Raw genomic sequence first — 21,163 nt, 5'->3', positions numbered from 1 at the left:
ACTTAGAAAAAATTCGTTTTCATAGGGTAAATAGGCTAATATTGCCACTTATATTCAGTTAGATGGTTCCAACCGACTCGTTTTATTATTATGTCTAAACAATCTCTTTTCTTAATCTCAACGCTCCTATTTTCCTTCAACGCACTAGCCCAAGACGCTAATTTTAAGAATTACACACAAAAAATCGGAGGTAGCCCAAAGGTATATGAAATGGTCGCTATTCCCGGCGGCGAGTTCATGATGGGAAGCCCGGCCAGCGAAAAAGGCCACAAAGCCGACGAAGGTCCTCAGCATAAGGTGAAGATCGAACCTTTCTGGATGGGAAAATTTGAAGTGATCTGGGATATCTACGATTTGTATTCTTTCAAAAATATGGAGAAAGAAATGGCAGCCCGCCACCCGGATCCTGAAAAATCAGTTCAAAAAACAGATGCAAGTACCCGCCCGAGTCCTCCTTATGTGGATATGTCATTTGGTATGGGCCGCGAAGGTTACCCGGCGATAAACATGACGCAGTATGCGGCTATTCACTTTTGCAAATGGCTTTATGAAAAAACAGGTGTTTTCTATCGTTTGCCGACTGAGGCTGAATGGGAATATGCCTGCCGCGCAGGTTCTAAAACTGCTTACTCTTTCGGTGACGACGCTTCTAAGCTGGGAGAATATGCATGGTTCCGTGGCAACAGCGACGCTGCTTACAAAAAGGTAGGTCAGAAAAAACCGAATGCATTCGGGTTACACGATATGCATGGAAATGTAATGGAATGGACGCTGGATCAGTATATCCCTGATTATTATGCTAAAAAGCCAGCTGGTGAAAAGTACGCGCCGGTTACTGAGCTTTACCCGAATTCTGTACGTGGCGGATCATGGGATGATGAGCCTTCGGAACTGAGAAGTGCTGCAAGAATTCCTTCTAAGGCTGACTGGAAGATCCTCGACCCGCAATTGCCAAAAAGCGAATGGTGGCTGACCAGCGCTTCTTTCGTTGGGTTCAGAGTGGTAAGACCTCTGAAAACACCTTCTCCGGAAGAAATTAAAGCTTATTACAGCCCTAAATTAATTGAAGACTATTGATCAACTATAACTCTTAATTTTTGCATAATGGAACAAAACAGACGTAATTTCTTAAAAGCATCGGGCCTGATCGCCGGCGGTGCGATATTGAATCCTCTGACAGGATACGGCTTCAATAGTTCTGTAAACGAAACAATCAGAGTGGCACTGATTGGCTGCGGAGGAAGAGGAACTGGAGCTGCTGCACAGGCATTGAGCACATCTCAGAACGTGCAGATCGTGGCAATGGCCGATGCATTTAAAGACCGTCTGGATGATGCATACAAAAACCTTACTGCAAAGAAATACAAAGATGCAGCAGGCAAAGCTGTTGATACCGCTACGAAGGTTAACGTTCCTGACGACCGCAAATTCGTTGGTTTTGACGCATTCAAAAAAGCAATCGCATTGAAAGATGTAGACGTGGTGATCCTGGCAACACCTCCGGGTTTCCGTCCGTCGCACTTCGAAGAGGCTGTGAAGAATGACAAGCATATATTTATGGAGAAGCCGGTTGCCACCGATGCACCAGGTATCCGCAAAGTGCTGGAAATTGCTGAGCAGGCTAAGAAGAAAAAGTTGAATGTAGTGGTTGGTCTGCAGCGTCACTATCAGGCCAATTATATTGAGGCAATCAAAAGGATTCACGACGGAGCAATCGGTGATATCGTAGGCGGCCAGGTATACTGGGTTGGAAGCAGCCCCTGGATGAAGGAGCGCCAGCCAAACCAGACTGAAATGGAGTACCAAATGAGAAACTGGTACTACTTCAACTGGCTATGCGGCGACCACATTTCAGAGCAGCACGTTCACAATATTGATGTTGCCAACTGGGTGAAAAAAGGTTACCCTGTTGAAATTCAGGGAACAGGCGGACGTCAGGTTCGTACTGGTAAAGCCTACGGTGAAATTTACGATCACCATACATTGGATCTGGTTTATGCTGACGGAACGGTTATTTCAAGCCAGTGCCGCCAGTTTGAAGGAACCTGGAACCGCGTTGACGAAGCATTCGTGGGAACGAAAGGCCGGATCGACAGCTTTGACGGCAAGAGAACAGCTTTGAAAGATTATAAAGGCGGTGTTATCTATCAACATGACGGCAAAGCTGATAAGAACCCGTATCAGGTAGAACACGACGAATTGTTTGCTGCTATCGCGAAAGGTGAATACAAATTTGCTGACGCAGAAAATGGCGCGAAAAGTACAATGACTGCAATTATGGGTAGAATGGCTACTTACTCCGGTAAAATGGTGAAGTGGGATGAAGCGCTTAATTCAGACATCAATTTGTTCCCTGACAAACTTGCCTGGGACGCTTCTCCGAAGATCATGCCAGGTGCAGATGGCCTTTATCCAGTTGCAATTCCTGGTAAAAGTCAGGTTATCTGATCTTTATTCTAAATATTACAAAACAAAAAATGGCTCGCAAGGAGCCATTTTTTGTTTAAGTCAGCTGCTATTTTGCAGTAGTAAAATCAATAAAAACTTCACAGATCAAATAGCATTTACCGAAACAATTTTTTACATTCGGTAAGAGATCTTCTACGATCTTATTGTGGAACGAAACAAATAGTCAGTGAAACTTGGATTAGGAAACGCTGCACTTATTCTACTTACCGGTATGATCGTAGTACTTACCGGTGTATTCCTTAACACTTCTCAAAAGCACGTTAGTAATCCCATTATCCTTGCCGGCCTTTTAATTGAATTCCTGGGAACAATCTGGCTTGTGCTAAGTCTCAACCAGCGCCGCAGAAAACACCGCCTCTAAGCTAGATTTTACTCGATTTGTTCCTGAGGTAAAAATCGGCCAGGACCAACGCTGCCATTGCTTCCACAATCGGCACTGCACGGGGAACAACGCATGGATCGTGACGGCCTTTTCCCTGCACGATGACCACATTTCCATCCTGGTCTACACTTTCCTGATCCTGCATGATCGTGGCAACAGGCTTGAAAGCTACATTGAAATAAATATCCTGCCCATTGGAAATACCTCCCTGCACGCCGCCGGAGTGATTTGTTCTGGTGTGTACCTTTTCATTTTCGTCTACAAAAAAGGCGTCGTTATGCTGCGATCCGAGTAGTTTAACACCGTCGAACCCGCTTCCATATTCAAAGCCTTTTACTGCATTGATACTTAGCATTGCCTTTCCGAGCTCTGCATGCAGCTTATCAAAGACCGGCTCACCCAATCCCACCGGAGTACCCGTAACTACACAGCTTACTATTCCGCCAATTGAGTCGCCTGACTTTCGCACATTATCGATATAATCAAACATTTTAGCGGCCATTTCCGGGTCAGGACAGCGCACTGCATTTTCTTCTGCCAGCGAAAGATCCAGCTCATGATAGGCTTTATCGAGCTTCATCTGTCCAACCTGCGATACGTATCCGGTTATCTTGATGTTCATTTTCGCCAGAAACAGCTTTGCAACTGCACCAGCTGCGACCCTTGCGGCTGTTTCACGCGCCGAGCTCCTTCCGCCGCCGCGATAGTCTCTTACTCCATATTTCTCCTGGTAAGTGTAATCCGCGTGTGATGGTCTGTATTGTGTGGCGATGTGAGAATAATCCTTGCTACGCTGATCTTCATTGCGGATGATCAATGCAATTGGAGTGCCGGTTGTTTTGCCCTCAAAAACCCCTGAAAGAACCTCAAATTCGTCGGCTTCCTTACGCTGGGTTGTGATCCGGGACTGTCCTGGCTTGCGCCGCGTCAATTCGCTTTGGATAAAATCAGAATCGAACTCCAATCCGGCCGGGCAGCCCTCAATAATTACACCTATACCGACTCCATGTGACTCGCCAAACGTGGCTATTTTGAATACCTTTCCGTAAGTACTTCCCATTGTTTATTTTCTAAAAACCCATATCAGCGTAGCCAGCAAAATGATGACGATCGCATTGGTTACTTCCTTTAATATTTTCTTGTAATCGGTTCCCTGCTTACTGCTGTCGAGGCTTTCTATATTGTCGTACAAGCCCGATGAACCTGACAGGGAGAGGTTCGCAATCTTGTAATCTTCTCCTTTTACTTCCAAAGACTTAGCAGAACGCAGAGTATCATATTTGGCAAGATGCGAGTTGAAGTATATCCATTGAAAATACCTCCCGAGCGGAAATGTACCATCTTTCCGGGGCACAACAAAGTAGTCGAAAGTCTTTTCTCCAATTACATTCTGATAACTTCTCTTGATCACCTGACTTACCTCTGGCGGATAAATGTCCAGATTGGAGTTGCTCAGGACCAATGGGGTGGGCAAGGCAGCAATGTTTCCCACACCTTCCACCTTGAACATATATCGAATGCTCTCGCCCGGATACACCAGCGCAGCTGATAGTGACTCCCTTAAACTATACTGCCCAACAGCAACCTGGTCTCTCAATGGATGTTCCGGCAGTTGCTTCACTTCTACGGTTACCGCTTTTGAACGAAAGGTTTTTACGACCTTTTTATCAACATTTACGGCCGCGGTATTGTCCGACACCAGCATATCAAGCCGGATTTTCGGAAAAACGATTTTCTCAGTAGTGATAGGGAAGAGCCTTGCCTGGTACATATTGTATTCAGTATATCGCTTACCCTTGATCGTGATTCTTCTCTTAACAATCTCTTCGATCCCAACATTTTCTTCCCAGCAATTAGCTGGACGCAGTGTTTTCAAAATAGATTGAAACTGTTCATTAAACCGGTAGAACTCCATATCCACCGGCGCATTCTCGGCTATATAAAGCGATATCTTTAATGCAAAGCCCTCCCGTATGAAAACCCGTTTCTTGTCGGTTTGCACAGCCAGGAACACGGCTTCATTGTAATTCTCGATTTCAGCTTCAGAAACATCTGCAACGGGCTTTGTTGCATTATCATCCACATCTTCAGAAGCCGAAAATACCGCCATCGTTTCATCGGATCTCAGTCTCTGCCCATTGATGTTTAATGTAAATTCAGGAATGAGATAGCTGCCGGCCTTTGAAGCGTAATATTCCTGCGTAATCGTCTGGATAACTATTTTTTTACCATCAACAGTACTGATTGAGCTTGTTGCCGATTTGCTTCTTTTTTCCAGATCACGAATGTCCGGGAAGAGTACCGCCGGTCTTGTTTCTGCATCCCTCAGAACCACAGAAATAGTGAATGGCTGATTGAGTGTCAAGTTCTTAGGACCAAGTTCAACAGTAGCATCGCTATTTTGAACCTGAGCAAAGGAGATAAAAGAATAACACAAAAAAATATTCAATAACGCATATAATCTCATTAAAATATTTCGTTATCTTTATTAGCAATTGCTATGTCGGAATGCATTTTCCGCCTCCCTAAACCACAAAATTAAGTAATCATATGGCCTCGATGCTTGAATACATTAAAATTATTCTGCAAAAAGTGAGCTTCGATCGCAGATTGTTCGAGAAAGAGCTTAAAAAAGCGATTCGTATGTTGATGCCGGCTGAGGTTAAGCGTTTAAAGCAGTGGTGCTATGATCATTATGCCTCTGTGCATCTTCCTGTTTTGAATACCTGCTTTGCACGGGTTACACCTTCGTAGTTTTTTGTAGTTTTTATAAAAAGAACAGCCGCCTGGAAAATCCGGGCGGCTGTTCTTTTTATAACTCACTTGATTATTTCTTCTTTGGAGTTGCAGTAGCAGTCTTAGTCTTACCTGCTGCTTGTCCAGCCTCAGGAGTTGCAACAGCAAGGCCCAGTGCCTCCTTAGCCGACGCATTATCAGGGTCAACTTTCAAAAGCTTCTCCCAATATTCCTTCGCTTTTGCCGGATCTTTTTGGGTAGTTTGACTGTAAAACGCCAGGTAACCATATGCAAGTCTTAAATAAGATTTATACTTGGATGGATCAGGATCTTTCTCAGCCAGTTCGGCCAGCTTGGCATAATATGGAGCTGAAATACCTTTGTCGATATTTTCTTGTCTGTCGTATGCATTGTACAGCGTACTAGCTCTCCAGTAATATCCATATGGCCATTCTGGCAACTTCTGGGTAACAATAGCAAAGATCGAATCCGCTTTCAGATACAGGTTCTTCTTATCCATTGCAATTCTCGCGCTGTCAGCATAATTCGAGTCAGCAGCAGTTGGTACAACGAAGCTTGAAGCTCTCTGGAAGTTAGCCAAACCTGTATAATAGTAGTCGTTCGCACTAGCTTTTGACGTATCAAGGGCAATACCTTTTTCATACGCAGAAGCAGCATTTGGATAATCCTTAGCAGCATAGTAAAGCGCAGCAACCTCTTTATAGGTAGTAGCAGCTTCTGCCTTACTGGTATCCATATCAGCACCTTTTAGAATGTAAAGCACACCAGTTGAATCGTAGCCTTTCTCGCCACCATTTTTCTGGTTGTAAGCACGTCCCAGATATTTATAATCATCGCCGATGATCTTATCCGGAGCAACTTTCATGAACTCGTTCAGGTTCTCAATTGCTTTGTCTGGATCGTTTTGCTTAAAGTAAGACCAACCGTACATACGCAATGTAATAGGGTTGTTGATTTTACCTTTAATCTCTTCCAGCAATTGCAGTGACTTTGCATAGTCATCAGCAGTAAATGCAAACTGAGCAGCACGCAATTTCATCTCAGGGTCAGTAGTACCGCTTTTCTGAATGTACATATCGAAGTTCTCAGCCGCTTGTTTGTATTTCTGAGCGAAGAAGTACAACTCAGCAAGGTCCTTGTAAGCAGGTGCGAAGTTCGCATCGGCTTCAATTGCCTTCTTATAGTTTTCAAGAGCCAGGTTGTAGTTTTTACCACGCAGGTAAATTTGACCAATGCGGTTGTGAGCTACTGCATAGTTAGGCTTTGCAGTCAATGCATATTCATAGGCTGTAACTGCATTACCACCTTCATTACGCAACATTAATGCATCACCTTTTGCTATGTAAGCATCAGCCAAGTTCTTGTCTCTTTTTACAGCTTCATCCAACAATCTGATTGCTTCCGCAGGATCATTTTGTTTTTCGAACAAAGTGTAAGCTTCACCTATGCGGTAAAGAACCTCAGCATCTTTTTTCTTCTTCTTTTCTGCTTCGTCGAAAAGCTCCTTCGCCTTAGCTCTGTCGCCTTTTCCAAGCGCTACGGTACCAAGACCAACTTTGTTCAAATAAGATTTGTCGTCAACCTGCAAACCTTTTTCAAACGCTTTCTGCGCCTCATCCAACTGGTTAGTTATAACATAATAATATCCCAGATAATATTGGTTATCGCCGGAAGGAGTGCCCTCAGCAAGCTTTTTAAATACTTCGCCTGCTTCATTGTAACGTTCTCCGTGTATCAATGCCAAGCCATCCTGCACCGTTTGCGCATGTAATTGCACAAACGCCAATAATCCAAATACTAGTGCTACTAATTTCACTTTCATGTTTCTGTTCATTTTTTACCCGGTTAAAATAGTGATAAAAAATTTGGCTTTTTCAATAACAAATCCAAATCTATTAAAATTGTTTACTTTAAAAGTTTGCCCCGGTAGTGACCTCGAGTTCACGCGGGTAAGGTACTGTAGGAAGCAATCCCATCTTCTGAATAATCAATCCTCCTACGTCCCTGGCTATATAAGTCATCAATCCACCACCTAAACCTGAGTAGCCTTCGCGACTGATGATATATAGGTCCCTATGCAAGGGATATCTTTTAAATTCCAACCCACTTTGAAACGGTTGTATGTAATCCGACAAAGAATCCGGATTTGTTTTCTTGGAGACTCCTAACACATGAATGCCTTTAGACAGTTCCTCAGATGCCAATGAATGCCCATCGCTGATCCAGTTCACACCAATAAATCCGAGATGTAATGGATTTTTTCTAACGTCCTCAATTACCTTCTCGTTGGAACCTGCTGAAATAATCCTCAAATTTCTGATATCCCTGACCTTAAACTTCTCAAGAATATAATTGAGGTTACTTGCGTTGGCATTATCAAAAACGAGTGTAATCAAACCTTGCTGATTACCATCCTTCAATTGAGCCCAATCCTTAATCTTTCCTTCCATAATGGCCTGCACTTCGGCCATTGTGATCAGGCTGTCGGAATTAGATTTGCTGACAACCAATGCCAGACCATCCGTAGCGATATGCTGATACTTTTGGCTGCCTTTTTGACGTTTAATGATTTCTAACTCCTTCTCATTCAGCTGTCTGGTAGCAAAGATAATACGTGCGCTATCGTTCAGTAACTGCCTGATTGCCTCTTGCTCCGGCTTATAGTCGATCTTAAAATGCGTGTTAGGATAAATCCCTTCATAAGCATTAGTAAGCGAGTTAACCAGCGGCTTGAAAGATTCATCAGAAGCAACGGTGATTGTACCCTGTCTCGGGTTGTCCAGATTACCATTTCCAGACCCGCAATTCAGCAAACCGAATACTCCGCTAATACCTAATACTGCAAGCCCTAATAACCTGAATCTCATAGTTCTTCCTGATTTCTTCTACGCCAGACCCTGTATCCTCTGTAAGCACCATACAAAATAAGTGTGCCAGCAAACGCGTATCTGGGTACGCTTCCAACTGGTAACAACCTAAAAGACAAGGAGGAGAGGATCAAAAAGACCCCTCCTCCTATGTATGTCAAAGCCATCAACACAGAGGTCAGATCACCGATCTTCTCATGCAATGGTTTTTCCCTCATGAGTTACTCCAGTTGGAAATTGATCGGCAGGTTATATTTAACACGAACTGCACGTCCTGATTGCTTACCTGGTTTCCACTTCGGCATTGCTTTCACAACACGGATAGCTTCTTCATCGCAACCAAAACCCAATCCTTTTAACACTGACACATCCTGGATACTTCCATCCGTATTTACAACGAATGACATGAAAACCCTTCCGGAAACGTTCGCACGAGATGCTGCACTTGGGTATTTAATGTTTTTACTTAAATACTTGTACATCTCAGTAGTACCTCCTGGAAACTCAGGTTGCTGCTCAACCACTGTAAAAACCTTTTCAGGCTCAGGTGCCGCTTCAACTACCGTACCCTTACTTGGGGCTGCAACCGCTTCCGGAGCTACAATGATCTCGTTCGCGTTAGGATCTCCTTCGATGGTCTTGTCAGCAACAACAGCTTCTTTAATCTCTTCCACTGTTGGTGGTGGTACCTCTTCAGGAACTTCTTCATCCTTTTTAACCTCGGGAGGTAAGAACTTCACCGTGTTCACCTTAGGCTGCTCTACTGGCGGCGGTGGTGGCGGTGGTGGTTCTGCCGGGTCAATTGGCGGCGGTGGTATTTTCATTAAATCCACTTCAACCATTACTTCTTCTTCTTCCTGCCCTGCTGTCAATCTATTGATGATAGACGGAGTAAACATTGCAAGAACAAAAAGTGCAGCTCCGATCAGAGTGGCCTTCGTAACGTCAGCACGATAGCCTTTACGAAGTTCAAATGCACCGTACGCCTTATTACGATCAGCGAACACTATATCATCCAGTGTTGCATTCGGGCCTAGTTCTGCCATGGCGCGTATTAGTTAATAGGTTAGTTAAAAATTATTGGTCTTTCGGAACAATCTTGTCACCCAACAGCTTCTTTTCAGAATCCGTCAAAGTTTCCACAAGCGCATACCTTTTGGATTTCGTAATTGCCATTTCATCCAGTACGTCAACCATATTCTTGTATGTTGAAACTGGAGTTGGCTTAATTACCACCACGAAAGCATCGTTTCCTTTCTCATCCTTCGGGTTCGCAGCATTGATACGTTTCTGAGAAGCAAAAATTACACTTCTTAAATCAAATCCGTAACGTGTTGTTTTCAAAGACGCTTGCGCCTTATCATCATCAGCAGCTACTCCATCCAGATAATACACATCATCATTAGCACCCATGAAAAGGGTCAAAACTTTTGATGCTTTTAAAGGTTCGGTCTTTTCCTGATCTTCCTTGTCAGTTTTATCGGGTACTGCCAACGACATCGATGTAGGTTTCGACATTGTTGTTGCAAGCATGAAAAACGTGATAAGCAAAAATCCCAAGTCCACCATTGGTGTCATGTCTACGCGAGTAGACATTTTCTTACCCCGAACCTTACCATCGCCTTTGCCACCACCACCCGATTCTTCAATTGCTGCCATTTCTTGCTTTAATTAAAATGAATTACTTAATAACACCCTAATCGTTTGTGTAGCCGGCAGGCGCTTGCTCACTACCTGTAATCAGGTTGAACTTGTTAATGTTCTGTGACTGTAAATTAGCCAGTACATCCTTGAACACAGGGAACTTCGCCAGGTTATCTCCTTTCAGAGCGATACGAAGCTGACTGTTAGCTTTACGGGCCGCATAAACCCAGTCAGCCAATTCGCTGGCACCTGTTGAGTCAACAGGGATACCAGGTTGTTTAACTTGGGTCATTTGATCCTTCGGCATGTTCAGCCAGGGTTTCAATTGATTCAAAGGAAATCCAAAACTAGACTGTACCGCGAACTTAGCCTTTTCAGTATCTGTGAATGTAATCCCTTTTGATTGTCCAATGTTTTCCAACATTGCCGCTCTCGTGGGCTGGGCATCCACGCCAAAGAACACTTTACCTGCTTTGTCAATACTAATGACCATGATATCATCATCCGGAACTTTGATCTGAGAAATCGAAGATGGAGTGGTAATCTCAGCATCGTTCGACTTAAAAGTCGCCGTCATAATGAAGAAGGTCAATAGTAAGAACGCTACATCAGTCATCGCCGTCATATCGGTATGCGGGGCGTGCTTCTTAGGTCTTACCTTTGCCATAAATCAAATATATAAGTTTTTTTTATATTAACGAAACTTCACTATCAAATAGTTCATTAACCTATCAATAATGTGCAGCAAAGTTTGACTGAAGGCTCATGCCAATTTCGTCAATGCTGTAAGTAAGATCGTCAACACGGCTGTTCAGGTAAGCGTATGAAATAGTAGCAATCGCCGAAGTACCGATACCTAATGCAGTATTGATAAGGGCCTCAGAGATACCAGTCGCAAGAGCCGCTGAGTCAGGTGAACCTGATGTACCAAGAGCCGCGAACGCTTTGATCATACCGATTACCGTTCCAAGAAGTGCAAGAAGAGTAGATGCACCCGCAAGTGTTGCAATAATCGTAAGGTTTTTCTGAAGCATTGGAAGTTCAAGCGTAGTAGCTTCTTCGATTTCTTTCTGAAGAGCCGCCAGTTTTTGCTCTTTATCCAAGCCAGTTTCAGTAGTAAGCTGTCTGTATTTTAAAAGACCTGCTTTAATTACGTTACCAACAGAGCCTTTTTGTTTATCGCATTCTCTGATTGCTTCTTCGATTTGGTTTTTGTCCAAAAGGCTTCTCACCTTACGAACGAATGAATCGATGCTGCCTGATCCGCTTGCTTTGTTCAATGTGATCAAACGCTCGATTGTAAATGTTAATACAATTAGGAAACAGGTCATCAAAATTGGTACGATAGGACCTCCTTTGTAAACGATTCCGTAGTAATCACCATCGATTGGACCTTTTTCGTGATCACCATCTTTAAAGTGTTCGGGAGCTCCCAGAACGAAAATGTACACGCATAATGCAATCGCAAATAGTAGAGGGATTACCAATGCCGGGTTTAAACCGCCTTTGCCTTTTGTTGCCGCCGCAGCAGGCTTTGGAGCAGGTGCCGGACTTGTAGCTTTCTTTTCCATCAGACTTACTTTTAAAGGTTAAATTGAGATTTTGGTTGTGAATTAAATAAAATTTTTGGTAAAAACTGGTTTTGGTAAAATAAAATTTCGATTGCTTTTTTCAGTTATCGACATCTACAAAAGTATGAGTTTTCCTTTTAAAAAAAAGCAAGCTTTTGGTCAGATTTTTTATTCCTGATTTCAACTGAATGCTGAAAAATTGAATATTTTAAAGATCGCATTGCCCACTATTTTCTTAAAAAATCTGAGTTTAGTACTGATTAAGAACAAAATATCGATCTTTCAACATCATAACTTAATTGTACTCTTTGCGCCAAAGTCTTCATACATGTTTTTTAAACCAGCATTTTGCATTTCAAAATATTTCAAGAATAACTTAGAAAAGCAAATATTATTTTTCTCCTACTAAGTGTCTTAACAACAATTTTTAAACTATCATTTCAGACTTGACACTGTTTGTGTCATTATTGACAAAAATCAACATCACCCGAAGCTGAATTTTTCAGCAAATACGTCAGCTAAAAACATGCCTAATTATCCTGCCACAGTAGCGGTTTGGCAAAAATGAGGTAATTTTGACTTTCTGCCAGTAGGTACCACAGCAACTTAACAAATTCATAATATCATGAAAATCGATCGCGACGCACTTTACAAGGTAGCCCACCTGGCCCGCCTCGAAATACGTCCTGAAGAAGAGGAAGCGACATTAAAGAGTATGGATTCGGTATTAAACTGGATGGACCAGCTCAATGAGATTGATACCGAAGGAGTGGAGCCGCTGACCCACATTCTTGATGAAGTGAATAACTGGCGCAGCGACGAAGCTGCTAATACGCTGACCAGAGAAGATGCGCTTGCAAATGCGCCCCTCAAAAATGAGCGCTATATTATGGTGCCGAAAGTGATTGAATAATCCTGGTCAATGCAGGGTAAAAGGATCGGCGTCGGATAATGCAGGGAAAGCATTCCGGTAAGTTTGGAGCTCATTCTTTGAAAAATGTACGACCTTGATCACTTCCTTCTCGCCGAGCATACAGGCTGGCTCTCCCAGATAATCCAGCGCAACAGAGTCTCCCTGGTACTGTAAACCATTTGCATCTTCCCCTACCCTGTTCACCCCTACAACGTAGCTTTGGTTCTCGATAGCCCGCGCTTTCAACAAAGTATTCCAGGCGTGCGCCCTCTTAGCCGGCCAATTTGCTACATATATAAGTATATCAAAGGGATCGGCAACATTGTTTCTGCTCCAAACCGGAAACCGGAGATCATAACAGATAAGCGGTGTAATCTTCCAGCCTATCCAGGTTAATGTAAGCCTTGTATTTCCTGCCTTATACGAAAGGTTTTCCTTTCCCATTGTAAAAAGATGGCGCTTGTCGCTGTAAACAAACGAACCGTCAGGCTTTACACAAAATACCCGGTTATAGAATTTTCCGCTCTCATTCACCGCAAAACTCCCGATCAGCAATGCATTAGTCTGGGCCGCAACCTGCTTCATCCATCGCGTAGTGGTCAGATTAATGGGTTCTGCGACAGCAGTATTCATCGTGAAACCTGTATTAAACATTTCAGGTAACACAATCACATCTACCATCTCGGGGATCGCAGCAATTTTTTCTTCGAGCGAAGCCAGATTTGCCGTAACATCCTCCCAGTACAAGTCTGTCTGGACCAGTGCTACCGATAACAAATCTGAATGAATCTCGCCCATAATACCTTGCTGCTAAGAGTGGCTATATATATATATGTACCTACCGCCGGCTGGGAAATCGCATTCTGTAATCCGCGTCCACATTGCCTTTGGAAATGTCGGTCAGTTTCTTTTTGATAAACTGTCTTTTCAGAGTGGGAAGATAGTCGACAAACAACTTACCAAGCAGGTGATCGTATTCATGCTGTATTACCCTCGCGGCCATACCCGAATATACTTCTTCATATTCATTCCACTCGATATCACGGTATCTGATGCGCACGGTTTCGGGCCGGTACACATCACCGCGTATTCCCGGAATGCTCAGACAGCCTTCTTCAAATGCCCATTCTTTTCCGGTTTCTTCGAGGATTTCGGGATTAATGAAGGTTTTCTTGAAATCAGCGAGTGACAAATCTGGCTCGTCATCCTCATCTTCCTTCTCTGCAAAAGGTGTTGCATCTACTACGAAGACCCTCACGTTCAAACCAATCTGCGGCGCAGCCAATCCAACTCCATTCGCTGAATGCATTGTTTCGAACATATCTTCCGAAAGCTTCTTCAAGTCCATTTCATCTTTCTCGATAAATCTGGTTGGCTTTCTTAAAATCGGGTCACCGTAAGCTACAATCGGGTAAATCATTGGTTTTTAACTTTATTGACTACTAAAATTTCTTGCATTGCCCCTGCTCTCCATAAACGACTGGAGAATGATAGTGGCACTTACCTTATCTATATTTCCTTTCTCTCTCCTGTCACTCTTCTTGGATCCGGCTGAAATCATGGATTGAAGCGCCATGGAAGAGGTAAATCTTTCATCGTGCGTATGAACAGGTATTTCAGGAAAGTCTTTTTGGATCAACTTAATAAAAGCCTGAACCCTGGCGGCATTTTCACTATCGGTATTGTCCATTTTTTTGGGCATACCTACGATAAAAGCCTCGACTTGCTCCTGTGAAGTATATTTTTTCAGGAAGGTTCTCAAATCGTGCGTTGGTACCGTATCCAGCGCCGTCGCGATGATCTGCAATGGATCTGTCACGGCTATTCCGCTGCGTTTGGATCCATAATCAATTGCAAGTAATCGCGCCATTTCTTAAAGATTGTTAACAGGTTGCAAAGATAAGACCTTTCAACTAGCTTTTCCCGATGTACGAACGGATAATCCGATTTGAAAAGGGGTCACAGAATCCAGTTATATTTGCGGCATGATTGACAAGCGTTGGATACACCATCCTGAATTTACATCTGAGCAGCAGCAGACTGTTGCAGAACTTGCCGCTGCCCTGAACCTGAACCCTTCGCTGGCATCCTTACTGGTGCGCCGGGGCATACTCGATTTTGAGCAATCCCGAAACTTTTTCAGACCTGAACTTACCCATATTCACGATCCATTTCTGATGAAGGATATGGATCTGGCAGTCGAAAGGCTCATCGAAGCGATTGACCGCGGCGAGAAGATTTTGGTTTACGGAGATTATGACGTAGACGGAACCACCTCGGTAGCATTGTTCTATGGTTTTTTGAAAAGGTTTTATTCAAACCTTGACTACTACATTCCCGATCGCTATGAAGAAGGTTACGGAGTTTCGTGGCAAAGCATTGAATGGGCAAGCGAGCATGGATTTTCTTTGATAGTTACTCTCGACTGCGGTGTAAAATCAGTTGATAAGGTTGAAGCAGCTACGGAAAAAGGCATTGACTTCATTATTTGTGACCACCATCGGCCCGGCGCGGAACTGCCCAAAGCAGTGGCTGTACTTGATCCAAAAAGAGAAGATTGCGAATATCCCTACAAAGAACTGACCGGCTGCGGCGTCGGTTTTAAGCTTTTGCAGGCTTTTTGTATAAAGCAGCACATTGATATTGAATTGTTGTTTGAATACCTGGACTTGCTCGTTGTCAGCATTGCCGCTGATATCGTGCCAATTACCGGAGAAAACAGGGTACTGGCATTTTATGGTTTAAAAAGGCTCAATGCATCCCCCAGAACTGGCATCAAAGCACTGATCCAGGTTTCTGGAATGAGCGGGCATTTGGATATCACAAATGTGGTATTCGGATTGAGTCCGCGGATCAATGCTGCCGGCCGGATCAAGCACGCGAAAGAGGCGGTAAGATTGCTCCTTTCCGAACAGGATGAAGAGGCAATGGAATTTGCAATGGAAATCAACAGGCATAATACAGAGCGGCGTACATTCGATTCCAGCATTACGGAGCAGGCTCTTTATATGATTGAAAACGACAATTGGTTTTCAACAGCCAAAAGCACCGTGCTCTACAAGGAAGACTGGCACAAAGGTGTGATTGGGATCGTAGCAAGCCGCTGTATTGAAAAATATCACCGCCCTACGATCATATTAACCCATTCACATGGAAAGGCTGCAGGATCAGCCAGGTCAGTGCCGGGTTTTGATGTGTACGAGGCGATAGAAGAATGTGCAGACCTGCTTGAACAATACGGCGGACATACTTTCGCAGCCGGACTTACGCTGCCGCTGCACAACCTGGAAGCATTCAGATCACGCTTTAATGAAATTGTGAGCAGCAGGATTCTTCCGGATCAAATGGTGCCTATGATCAATATTGATACATTGCTCCATCTTGAAGCGATCTCCCCGAAATTCTACAATATCATCCGGCAAATGGGCCCGTTCGGTCCAGGGAATATGACACCCGTTTTTGAATCCAGATTAGTGACTCTGGCAGGCAGACCGAGCATTATGAAGGAAAAACACATCAAGTTTGATGTAAAACAGGGCAATTCCCAGGTTTATACCGCGGTCGGTTTTGGGCTGGCCCAGTTTTATCCGGATCTTGTCTCGGGTAAGCCGTTTTCTATCTGCTATTCGCTGGAAGAAAATAACTTTCGCGACAAAAAAACGTTACAACTCTCTTTGAAAGACATTAAGCTGCACGAAAACGATGCAGTAATCTGAATTGACGGACATGATACTGAAAACCGAGAACCTGGTTAAAAAATACGGCGCGCGACTCGTCAATAATAATGTAAGCTATCAGGTAGAACAAGGCGAAATCGTAGGATTGCTCGGACCAAATGGTGCTGGCAAGACTACCTCTTTTTATATGGCGGTGGGGCTCGTTAAACCCAACAGCGGGAAAGTATATCTGGATGATAAGGACATTACAAGTCTGCCAATGTATAAGAGGGCGCGGCTCGGGCTGGGTTATCTGGCGCAGGAAGCTTCCGTTTTCCGGACTCTTACCGTGGAGGAAAATATCAAGGCGGTACTCGAAATGACTGATTTGTCGCGCAATGACCAGAAGTTGAAAGTTGAAGAGCTCATTGAAGAATTTCACCTGGGGCACGTGCGAAAGAGCAAAGGAATGGTATTGTCGGGTGGAGAAAGAAGGCGAACCGAAATTGCCCGCTCACTTGCCGTAGATCCCAAGTTTATTCTGTTAGATGAACCGTTTGCGGGAGTTGACCCCATTGCCGTGGAAGATATTCAGAGCATAGTTGCCAGATTGAAACATAAGAACATCGGTATCCTCATTACTGATCACAATGTAAATGAGACACTTTCCATCACGGACCGTGCTTATCTACTATTTGAAGGCAAGATTTTGAAGCAGGGAACGGCAGAAGAACTTGCCGAAGATGAAGTAGTGCGACGGGTTTACCTGGGCCAGCATTTTGAATTGAAGCGCAAAGTCTGACAGGCGGAAAATAGAAAAGGGAACGCTACCAGGCATTCCCTCTCTTATAATTATTCACCATGAACTGTATTACAAGCTGTCAGGCTAACTGTTCATCATTTCTTGGGGCATTTTTTGCAGTGCTTTCCTTTCTTCTTATACTTCTCACAGCACTTTTTAAAGACGCATTCAGACTCTCCTATCATTGATTTCATCCACAAATCACTCTGCTCCGACACCATACTGCATTCATTTAAAACAAAAACGCTCATCCCATTGACAGTTATAACCCGGACAAATGTAAGAGCTATTTAGAATGATTCAAATTTTTACGCTTAATTATTTTGAACAAATCTAAATAAGTTCATTTGGCTATTTAATTTTTTCCCAGATCTCATGAATAGGTTTTCCTTCGCTGCTTTTCCCGCTGTGGTCCCACCTTCCATTATCAAGCTTGAAATCGAAGCTCAATGAGCTCCCTACCCGATTATTGTCTTTCGAGAAGAACTGGATCTTTTCGGTGTATTTACCATTCTTGGCTGTATAGGTTCCACCACCGGTTGCATAAAAACCTTTTACCGCAGGATCAATCGCAAACCATTGGAACCTCGTTGCAGATAGCAGTTTTAAGGTTTTACGCGTTCCCTCCTGATGAATTTTCACAAGTTCTCCCTGCGCGCCATTTGCCCGTTCGGTGATATGCCACGCGCCAGCCATAGGAACATTCGTGGCATCGTCAACACGCATCCATACCATCGCCTCCTCATATCTCAATGTCAGGATATCGTCTTTCACAGTGACCGTAAAAACAATAGGAATCCCGATCTTGGCCGTATCTGCCGAATTGAATTCAGGTGTGTAGGTCATCTGGTCGCCGCTCATCGTGAATGGTCCGCCTTCGGTGCGCTCGAAGTATTTATTACCTACACTGTAAGAGGCAATTACCATATAATTATCTGCGACAATGAGAGTCGATGCGCTTCCGGTTGGTTCCTGTGACTTCCACGCGCCTTTGGGTACCTGCGACAGGCTATCCTGCGCAAAAGCAATCATTGAAATCAAAGCCAGGGTGGTTGTAAGTATATGTTTCATTTTTGACTGGATTTGTTGGTAGTATATACGTCATCAAAATTATGCCAAGTCTACACCTGAGCTGCGATTACACTACCTCAGGATTTCTTTCAGAACTTCCAGCGACTTGATTTCGCCAAGTCCGTCCAAATGTATTTTGTAAAAGAAAATAAGCTTCTCAAGAATTTTTAGCCGACGACTTCTGTCCAATACAATGCGCGTGCCAAAGGTTGAATACAGTAAATGCTCGGAAGCCGCATGCTCAGCCGTATCAGCCGAATGCGGGTAATTGTTTTCTTTCAGCTCATTTTCCAGGTCCTCGATTGTTTCGATTCCAAATCCCAGAAAAGATGCGAGCTGCAACAGGAACTGGATGTGGAAGTTTTCAAAGCTACCCTCCGCATTGTCGAGAAATAGAACCGATTCTTCGATATAATGGAACAAAAGTTCATTCCGCTCTTCCTCTCTTAAAGTTTTCCCAAGAATTTCAGTAACAAACAAGGCAAGACTCGACTTGATCACATCAAATGGGATACTGTGAAACGGGGCATAGCATTTCAGCTCCGACAACCTGTGAATAGTATCCTCCTTGCTTTTATGATACACCACCATATCCAAAAGTGTAAGTGGCTGGAACAAAGCAATTTTATTAGACTTTGACTTCGAACTTCTTACACCGTTCACTATGTAGGTCTGTATCCCAAATGCCTCCGTATAGATCTTCGAGATAATGGAAGATTCCCGGTAGCGAATGTAGCTCAGTGCAATTCCTCGGGTTTTATGAAGCATACCGGATTCTTTTTGACCAAAAATACTTATCTTTCTGTTAGATAGGTTTCCATCTCAGCCGCAGCGGCGCACCAATATAAATATCTGCCGTTGTTATTGTGATAAACCGTTCGCCGTTTTGAAGGGGTTAATAACTCTCTAAAAATCGCCGATGTTTGAAATTTTTTGAGCTAAAGGATTTGTACCTTTGTAAGAAGAAGCGAACTAAACCAAGGTTTAAATTCGTTCAAGTTAACATTAAGGTAATACGCTTTGCGTAGCTGCAAACATTCATATTTGTAAAGCATTCCTCTTCCTATGAGCGACGCCATTAAGCATGAGTGCGGCATAGCACTTATCCGTCTTAGAAAGCCCTATCAATACTACATCGACAAATACGAAACGCCCCTGTACGCCGTACACAAGCTTTCGGTGATGATGGAAAAACAGGTAAACCGGGGACAAGACGGAGCCGGAGTAGCCAACATTAAAATCGAAGTACCGCCCGGGAAAAGATACATTAGCAGATACAGATCCGTAGAACCTCAGCCACTTACGGATATTTTCTCCAAAATCCACAAGAAATTTCGCAAAGGTCTTAAGAATCACAGAGACCGCTCCATGGATGCCAAATGGCTTCAGGAGAATCTTGCATTTACCGGAGAAGTGTGGCTGGGACATCTTCGTTACGGTACGCACGGTACCAATGAGGTTGAAAACTGTCACCCGATGCTTCGTCAAAGCAACTGGAGAAGCCGCAACCTCGTGATGGCCGGGAACTTCAACATGACAAATGTTGACGAGCTTTTTGGAAAACTGGTCTCACTTGGCCAGCATCCGAAAGAAAAAGTGGACACCGTTACCGTAATGGAGAAAATAGGACATTTTCTGGATGAAGAAAACCAGCGCGTGTTCGAAAGGTTCAAAGGAATCTATGAAAATCCGACACTTTCCGATGTAATAGAAGACAACATAGATCTGCAGCGCGTATTATATCGCTCGTGCCGCGATTTCGACGGAGGTTATGCGATGTGCGGATTGACAGGCTATGGCGCATCATTCGTGATCCGCGATCCTGCCGGTATCCGTCCCGCATTCTATTATGCTGATGATGAAGTTGTTGTTGTAGCCTCCGAAAAGCAGGCTATTAAAGCTGCCTTCAATGTAGACTACGATCAGATTACCGAAATCACACCGGGATCTGCATTAATTATTGACAAAAACGGAGAGTACAATGAATTCCCGATCCTGCCACGTCTGGAAAAACGGTCGTGCAGCTTTGAGCGGATTTATTTCTCAAGAGGAACCGATCCGAATATTTATTACGAGCGCAAGCAGCTTGGTAAATTGCTGATACCGCAAATATTGAAGGAGATCAATTATGATCTTGAAAACACCATTTTCTCCTACATTCCCAACACCGCCGAAACTGCATTCCTCGGAATGATTGAAGGTTTGGAAGAATATCTTGCGAAAAAACGCAAGCAGGCGATCATGGAGGGAATTCTTTTTGAAGAAGACCTGGAAAAAGTACTCTCATTCCGTCCGAGGATCGAGAAGCTGGTAACAAAAGATGTAAAATCAAGAACTTTCATTACCGCCGACGCACTGAGAGACGATATGGTATCCAGCGTTTACGATACCACATTTGAGGTAGTTCGTAAGAATGTGGACACGGTTGTGATCATAGACGACTCCATTGTACGTGGAACAACATTGGAAAAGAGCATATTAACCATGCTTGACCGTTTGAAACCAAAGAAAATAGTAGTCGCATCCTCAGCACCGCAGATCCGTTTCCCTGATTGTTACGGAATCGATATGTCGAAAATGAAAGACTTTGTCGCATTCCGTGCCGTTCTCAAACTGTTGGAAGAAAGAGATCTCGAATATCTTCTGGAAGATGTTTACACACGGAGTGTAACTTCCATTGCGACTAAAAATCCATATCACACCAACTTTGTAAAAGCACTTTACGAGCCTTTTACAGACGAGGAAATATCTCAGAAAATCGCCGAAAGCATTCGTCCGAAAGATTTGAATGCAGAGCTTTCAGTAGTTTTCCAAACAGTTGAAAACCTGCACAAAGCCTGCCCTGATCACCTGGGAGACTGGTACTTTACCGGAAACTACCCAACCCAAGGCGGTAATAAGGTGGTAAACAAAGCATTTGCCAATTCTTACGAAGGAAAGCTGGAAAGAGCATATTAATTCATAAACACATTACTAATAAGCCGCTTTGGAAACAAGGCGGCTTATTTTTTTTAAACGCCGCATTCGCCTA

21 protein-coding genes are annotated in these 21,163 nt (G+C 43.6%); 8 read left to right on the top strand and 13 right to left on the bottom strand.

All coding sequences use genetic code 11. The features are described 5' to 3' along the window. Nucleotides 1-90 precede the first annotated feature (90 nt). From AC1XTG_RS04425 to AC1XTG_RS04415, 3 genes are all read left to right on the top strand, one after another. Entirely contained in the window at nucleotides 91-1,077 is a 987-nt protein-coding gene (locus AC1XTG_RS04425; protein ID WP_056279533.1) for a formylglycine-generating enzyme family protein, read from the top strand. Nucleotides 1,078-1,104: 27 nt separating this feature from the next. Continuing rightward, the gene (locus AC1XTG_RS04420) at nucleotides 1,105-2,448 is read left to right on the top strand and encodes a Gfo/Idh/MocA family protein (protein ID WP_484841156.1); all 1,344 of its coding nucleotides are present in this window, start codon (nucleotides 1,105-1,107) and stop codon (nucleotides 2,446-2,448) included. 187 nt (nucleotides 2,449-2,635) lie between these two features. Then, complete coding sequence (locus AC1XTG_RS04415) at nucleotides 2,636-2,830, top strand: hypothetical protein (RefSeq protein ID WP_082489056.1); 195 nt, start codon at nucleotides 2,636-2,638, stop codon at nucleotides 2,828-2,830. A gap of 1 nt (nucleotide 2,831) precedes the next feature. On the opposite strand, the gene aroC is transcribed toward AC1XTG_RS04415, so the two are convergent. Both aroC and AC1XTG_RS04405 read right to left on the bottom strand, forming a co-directional pair. Beyond that, nucleotides 2,832-3,911 (bottom strand): chorismate synthase, encoded by a 1,080-nt coding sequence (gene aroC, locus AC1XTG_RS04410; RefSeq protein WP_484841155.1) that lies wholly within the window; start codon nucleotides 3,909-3,911, stop codon nucleotides 2,832-2,834. Nucleotides 3,912-3,914: 3 nt separating this feature from the next. Further along, nucleotides 3,915-5,216: a BatD family protein gene (locus AC1XTG_RS04405; RefSeq protein WP_229238526.1), complete on the bottom strand. Its 1,302-nt coding sequence runs from the start codon at nucleotides 5,214-5,216 to the stop codon at nucleotides 3,915-3,917. 185 nt (nucleotides 5,217-5,401) lie between these two features. Between AC1XTG_RS04405 and AC1XTG_RS04400 the strand changes: the two genes are divergently transcribed. After that, the gene (locus AC1XTG_RS04400; RefSeq protein WP_031528945.1) at nucleotides 5,402-5,605 is read left to right on the top strand and encodes a hypothetical protein; all 204 of its coding nucleotides are present in this window, start codon (nucleotides 5,402-5,404) and stop codon (nucleotides 5,603-5,605) included. 73 nt (nucleotides 5,606-5,678) lie between these two features. Here AC1XTG_RS04400 and AC1XTG_RS04395 read toward each other — a convergent pair whose 3' ends face one another. From AC1XTG_RS04395 to AC1XTG_RS04370, 6 genes are all read right to left on the bottom strand, one after another. Beyond that, entirely contained in the window at nucleotides 5,679-7,430 is a 1,752-nt protein-coding gene (locus AC1XTG_RS04395; protein WP_484841154.1) for a tetratricopeptide repeat protein, read from the bottom strand. 88 nt (nucleotides 7,431-7,518) lie between these two features. Next, complete coding sequence (locus AC1XTG_RS04390; protein WP_056279523.1) at nucleotides 7,519-8,475, bottom strand: substrate-binding domain-containing protein; 957 nt, start codon at nucleotides 8,473-8,475, stop codon at nucleotides 7,519-7,521. A 221-nt stretch (nucleotides 8,476-8,696) separates the two neighbouring features. Further along, nucleotides 8,697-9,521, bottom strand: a complete 825-nt coding sequence (locus tag AC1XTG_RS04385; RefSeq protein WP_056279518.1) for an energy transducer TonB — start codon at nucleotides 9,519-9,521, stop codon at nucleotides 8,697-8,699. A 31-nt stretch (nucleotides 9,522-9,552) separates the two neighbouring features. Further along, the gene (locus AC1XTG_RS04380; RefSeq protein WP_056279516.1) at nucleotides 9,553-10,134 is read right to left on the bottom strand and encodes an ExbD/TolR family protein; all 582 of its coding nucleotides are present in this window, start codon (nucleotides 10,132-10,134) and stop codon (nucleotides 9,553-9,555) included. 37 nt (nucleotides 10,135-10,171) lie between these two features. Beyond that, nucleotides 10,172-10,786: an ExbD/TolR family protein gene (locus tag AC1XTG_RS04375; protein ID WP_056279515.1), complete on the bottom strand. Its 615-nt coding sequence runs from the start codon at nucleotides 10,784-10,786 to the stop codon at nucleotides 10,172-10,174. Nucleotides 10,787-10,850: 64 nt separating this feature from the next. Beyond that, nucleotides 10,851-11,690, bottom strand: coding sequence for a MotA/TolQ/ExbB proton channel family protein (locus tag AC1XTG_RS04370; RefSeq protein ID WP_056279512.1), 840 nt, complete (start codon nucleotides 11,688-11,690; stop codon nucleotides 10,851-10,853). Nucleotides 11,691-12,315: 625 nt separating this feature from the next. On the opposite strand from AC1XTG_RS04370, the gene gatC reads away from it, so the two are divergent. Next, on the top strand, nucleotides 12,316-12,603 hold the full coding sequence (gene gatC / locus AC1XTG_RS04365) for an Asp-tRNA(Asn)/Glu-tRNA(Gln) amidotransferase subunit GatC (RefSeq protein WP_056279510.1): 288 nt from the start codon (nucleotides 12,316-12,318) through the stop codon (nucleotides 12,601-12,603). A gap of 6 nt (nucleotides 12,604-12,609) precedes the next feature. Here gatC and AC1XTG_RS04360 read toward each other — a convergent pair whose 3' ends face one another. From AC1XTG_RS04360 to ruvX, 3 genes are read right to left on the bottom strand one after another with little or no spacing between them, the layout of a single operon-like run. Continuing rightward, the gene (locus AC1XTG_RS04360; protein WP_484841153.1) at nucleotides 12,610-13,401 is read right to left on the bottom strand and encodes an amidohydrolase; all 792 of its coding nucleotides are present in this window, start codon (nucleotides 13,399-13,401) and stop codon (nucleotides 12,610-12,612) included. Nucleotides 13,402-13,441: 40 nt separating this feature from the next. Further along, the gene (gene def / locus AC1XTG_RS04355; protein ID WP_484841152.1) at nucleotides 13,442-14,023 is read right to left on the bottom strand and encodes a peptide deformylase; all 582 of its coding nucleotides are present in this window, start codon (nucleotides 14,021-14,023) and stop codon (nucleotides 13,442-13,444) included. A 12-nt stretch (nucleotides 14,024-14,035) separates the two neighbouring features. Then, nucleotides 14,036-14,473: a Holliday junction resolvase RuvX gene (gene ruvX, locus AC1XTG_RS04350; RefSeq protein ID WP_056279505.1), complete on the bottom strand. Its 438-nt coding sequence runs from the start codon at nucleotides 14,471-14,473 to the stop codon at nucleotides 14,036-14,038. 115 nt (nucleotides 14,474-14,588) lie between these two features. On the opposite strand from ruvX, the gene recJ reads away from it, so the two are divergent. Both recJ and lptB read left to right on the top strand, forming a co-directional pair. After that, nucleotides 14,589-16,319 carry a single-stranded-DNA-specific exonuclease RecJ gene (gene recJ, locus AC1XTG_RS04345; protein ID WP_484841151.1) on the top strand — a complete coding sequence of 577 codons (1,731 nt, stop codon included), beginning with the start codon at nucleotides 14,589-14,591 and terminating at the stop codon, nucleotides 16,317-16,319. A 10-nt stretch (nucleotides 16,320-16,329) separates the two neighbouring features. Continuing rightward, complete coding sequence (gene lptB / locus AC1XTG_RS04340) at nucleotides 16,330-17,061, top strand: LPS export ABC transporter ATP-binding protein (protein WP_056279500.1); 732 nt, start codon at nucleotides 16,330-16,332, stop codon at nucleotides 17,059-17,061. 351 nt (nucleotides 17,062-17,412) lie between these two features. On the opposite strand, the gene AC1XTG_RS04335 is transcribed toward lptB, so the two are convergent. Both AC1XTG_RS04335 and recO read right to left on the bottom strand, forming a co-directional pair. Continuing rightward, a complete protein-coding gene (locus AC1XTG_RS04335) occupies nucleotides 17,413-18,132 on the bottom strand; it encodes a hypothetical protein (RefSeq protein WP_484841150.1) in 720 nt (239 codons plus the stop codon). Nucleotides 18,133-18,204: 72 nt separating this feature from the next. Then, entirely contained in the window at nucleotides 18,205-18,900 is a 696-nt protein-coding gene (gene recO, locus AC1XTG_RS04330) for a DNA repair protein RecO (protein WP_484841149.1), read from the bottom strand. Between the two features lie 297 nt (nucleotides 18,901-19,197). Between recO and AC1XTG_RS04325 the strand changes: the two genes are divergently transcribed. Further along, nucleotides 19,198-21,090, top strand: coding sequence for an amidophosphoribosyltransferase (locus AC1XTG_RS04325; RefSeq protein ID WP_056279494.1), 1,893 nt, complete (start codon nucleotides 19,198-19,200; stop codon nucleotides 21,088-21,090). Nucleotides 21,091-21,163: the final 73 nt, after the last annotated feature.

This window comes from Dyadobacter sp. HNCC25DJ183 (assembly GCF_056895175.1).
This window is presented reverse-complemented; position numbering and strand designations above follow the sequence as displayed.

Excerpts from the sequence above, each read along its gene's own strand:
- AC1XTG_RS04425 (WP_056279533.1), top strand. The coding sequence starts at position 91 with ATGTCTAAACAATCTCTTTTCTTAATCTCAACGCTCCTATTTTCCTTC.
- AC1XTG_RS04420 (WP_484841156.1), top strand. The coding sequence starts at position 1,105 with ATGGAACAAAACAGACGTAATTTCTTAAAAGCATCGGGCCTGATCGCC.
- aroC (WP_484841155.1), bottom strand. The coding sequence starts at position 3,911 with ATGGGAAGTACTTACGGAAAGGTATTCAAAATAGCCACGTTTGGCGAG.
- AC1XTG_RS04400 (WP_031528945.1), top strand. The coding sequence starts at position 5,402 with ATGGCCTCGATGCTTGAATACATTAAAATTATTCTGCAAAAAGTGAGC.
- AC1XTG_RS04395 (WP_484841154.1), bottom strand. The coding sequence starts at position 7,430 with ATGAAAGTGAAATTAGTAGCACTAGTATTTGGATTATTGGCGTTTGTG.
- AC1XTG_RS04390 (WP_056279523.1), bottom strand. The coding sequence starts at position 8,475 with ATGAGATTCAGGTTATTAGGGCTTGCAGTATTAGGTATTAGCGGAGTA.
- AC1XTG_RS04385 (WP_056279518.1), bottom strand. The coding sequence starts at position 9,521 with ATGGCAGAACTAGGCCCGAATGCAACACTGGATGATATAGTGTTCGCT.
- AC1XTG_RS04380 (WP_056279516.1), bottom strand. The coding sequence starts at position 10,134 with ATGGCAGCAATTGAAGAATCGGGTGGTGGTGGCAAAGGCGATGGTAAG.
- AC1XTG_RS04375 (WP_056279515.1), bottom strand. The coding sequence starts at position 10,786 with ATGGCAAAGGTAAGACCTAAGAAGCACGCCCCGCATACCGATATGACG.
- AC1XTG_RS04370 (WP_056279512.1), bottom strand. The coding sequence starts at position 11,690 with ATGGAAAAGAAAGCTACAAGTCCGGCACCTGCTCCAAAGCCTGCTGCG.
- gatC (WP_056279510.1), top strand. The coding sequence starts at position 12,316 with ATGAAAATCGATCGCGACGCACTTTACAAGGTAGCCCACCTGGCCCGC.
- AC1XTG_RS04360 (WP_484841153.1), bottom strand. The coding sequence starts at position 13,401 with ATGGGCGAGATTCATTCAGATTTGTTATCGGTAGCACTGGTCCAGACA.
- def (WP_484841152.1), bottom strand. The coding sequence starts at position 14,023 with ATGATTTACCCGATTGTAGCTTACGGTGACCCGATTTTAAGAAAGCCA.
- ruvX (WP_056279505.1), bottom strand. The coding sequence starts at position 14,473 with ATGGCGCGATTACTTGCAATTGATTATGGATCCAAACGCAGCGGAATA.
- recJ (WP_484841151.1), top strand. The coding sequence starts at position 14,589 with ATGATTGACAAGCGTTGGATACACCATCCTGAATTTACATCTGAGCAG.
- lptB (WP_056279500.1), top strand. The coding sequence starts at position 16,330 with ATGATACTGAAAACCGAGAACCTGGTTAAAAAATACGGCGCGCGACTC.
- AC1XTG_RS04335 (WP_484841150.1), bottom strand. The coding sequence starts at position 18,132 with ATGAAACATATACTTACAACCACCCTGGCTTTGATTTCAATGATTGCT.
- recO (WP_484841149.1), bottom strand. The coding sequence starts at position 18,900 with ATGCTTCATAAAACCCGAGGAATTGCACTGAGCTACATTCGCTACCGG.
- AC1XTG_RS04325 (WP_056279494.1), top strand. The coding sequence starts at position 19,198 with ATGAGCGACGCCATTAAGCATGAGTGCGGCATAGCACTTATCCGTCTT.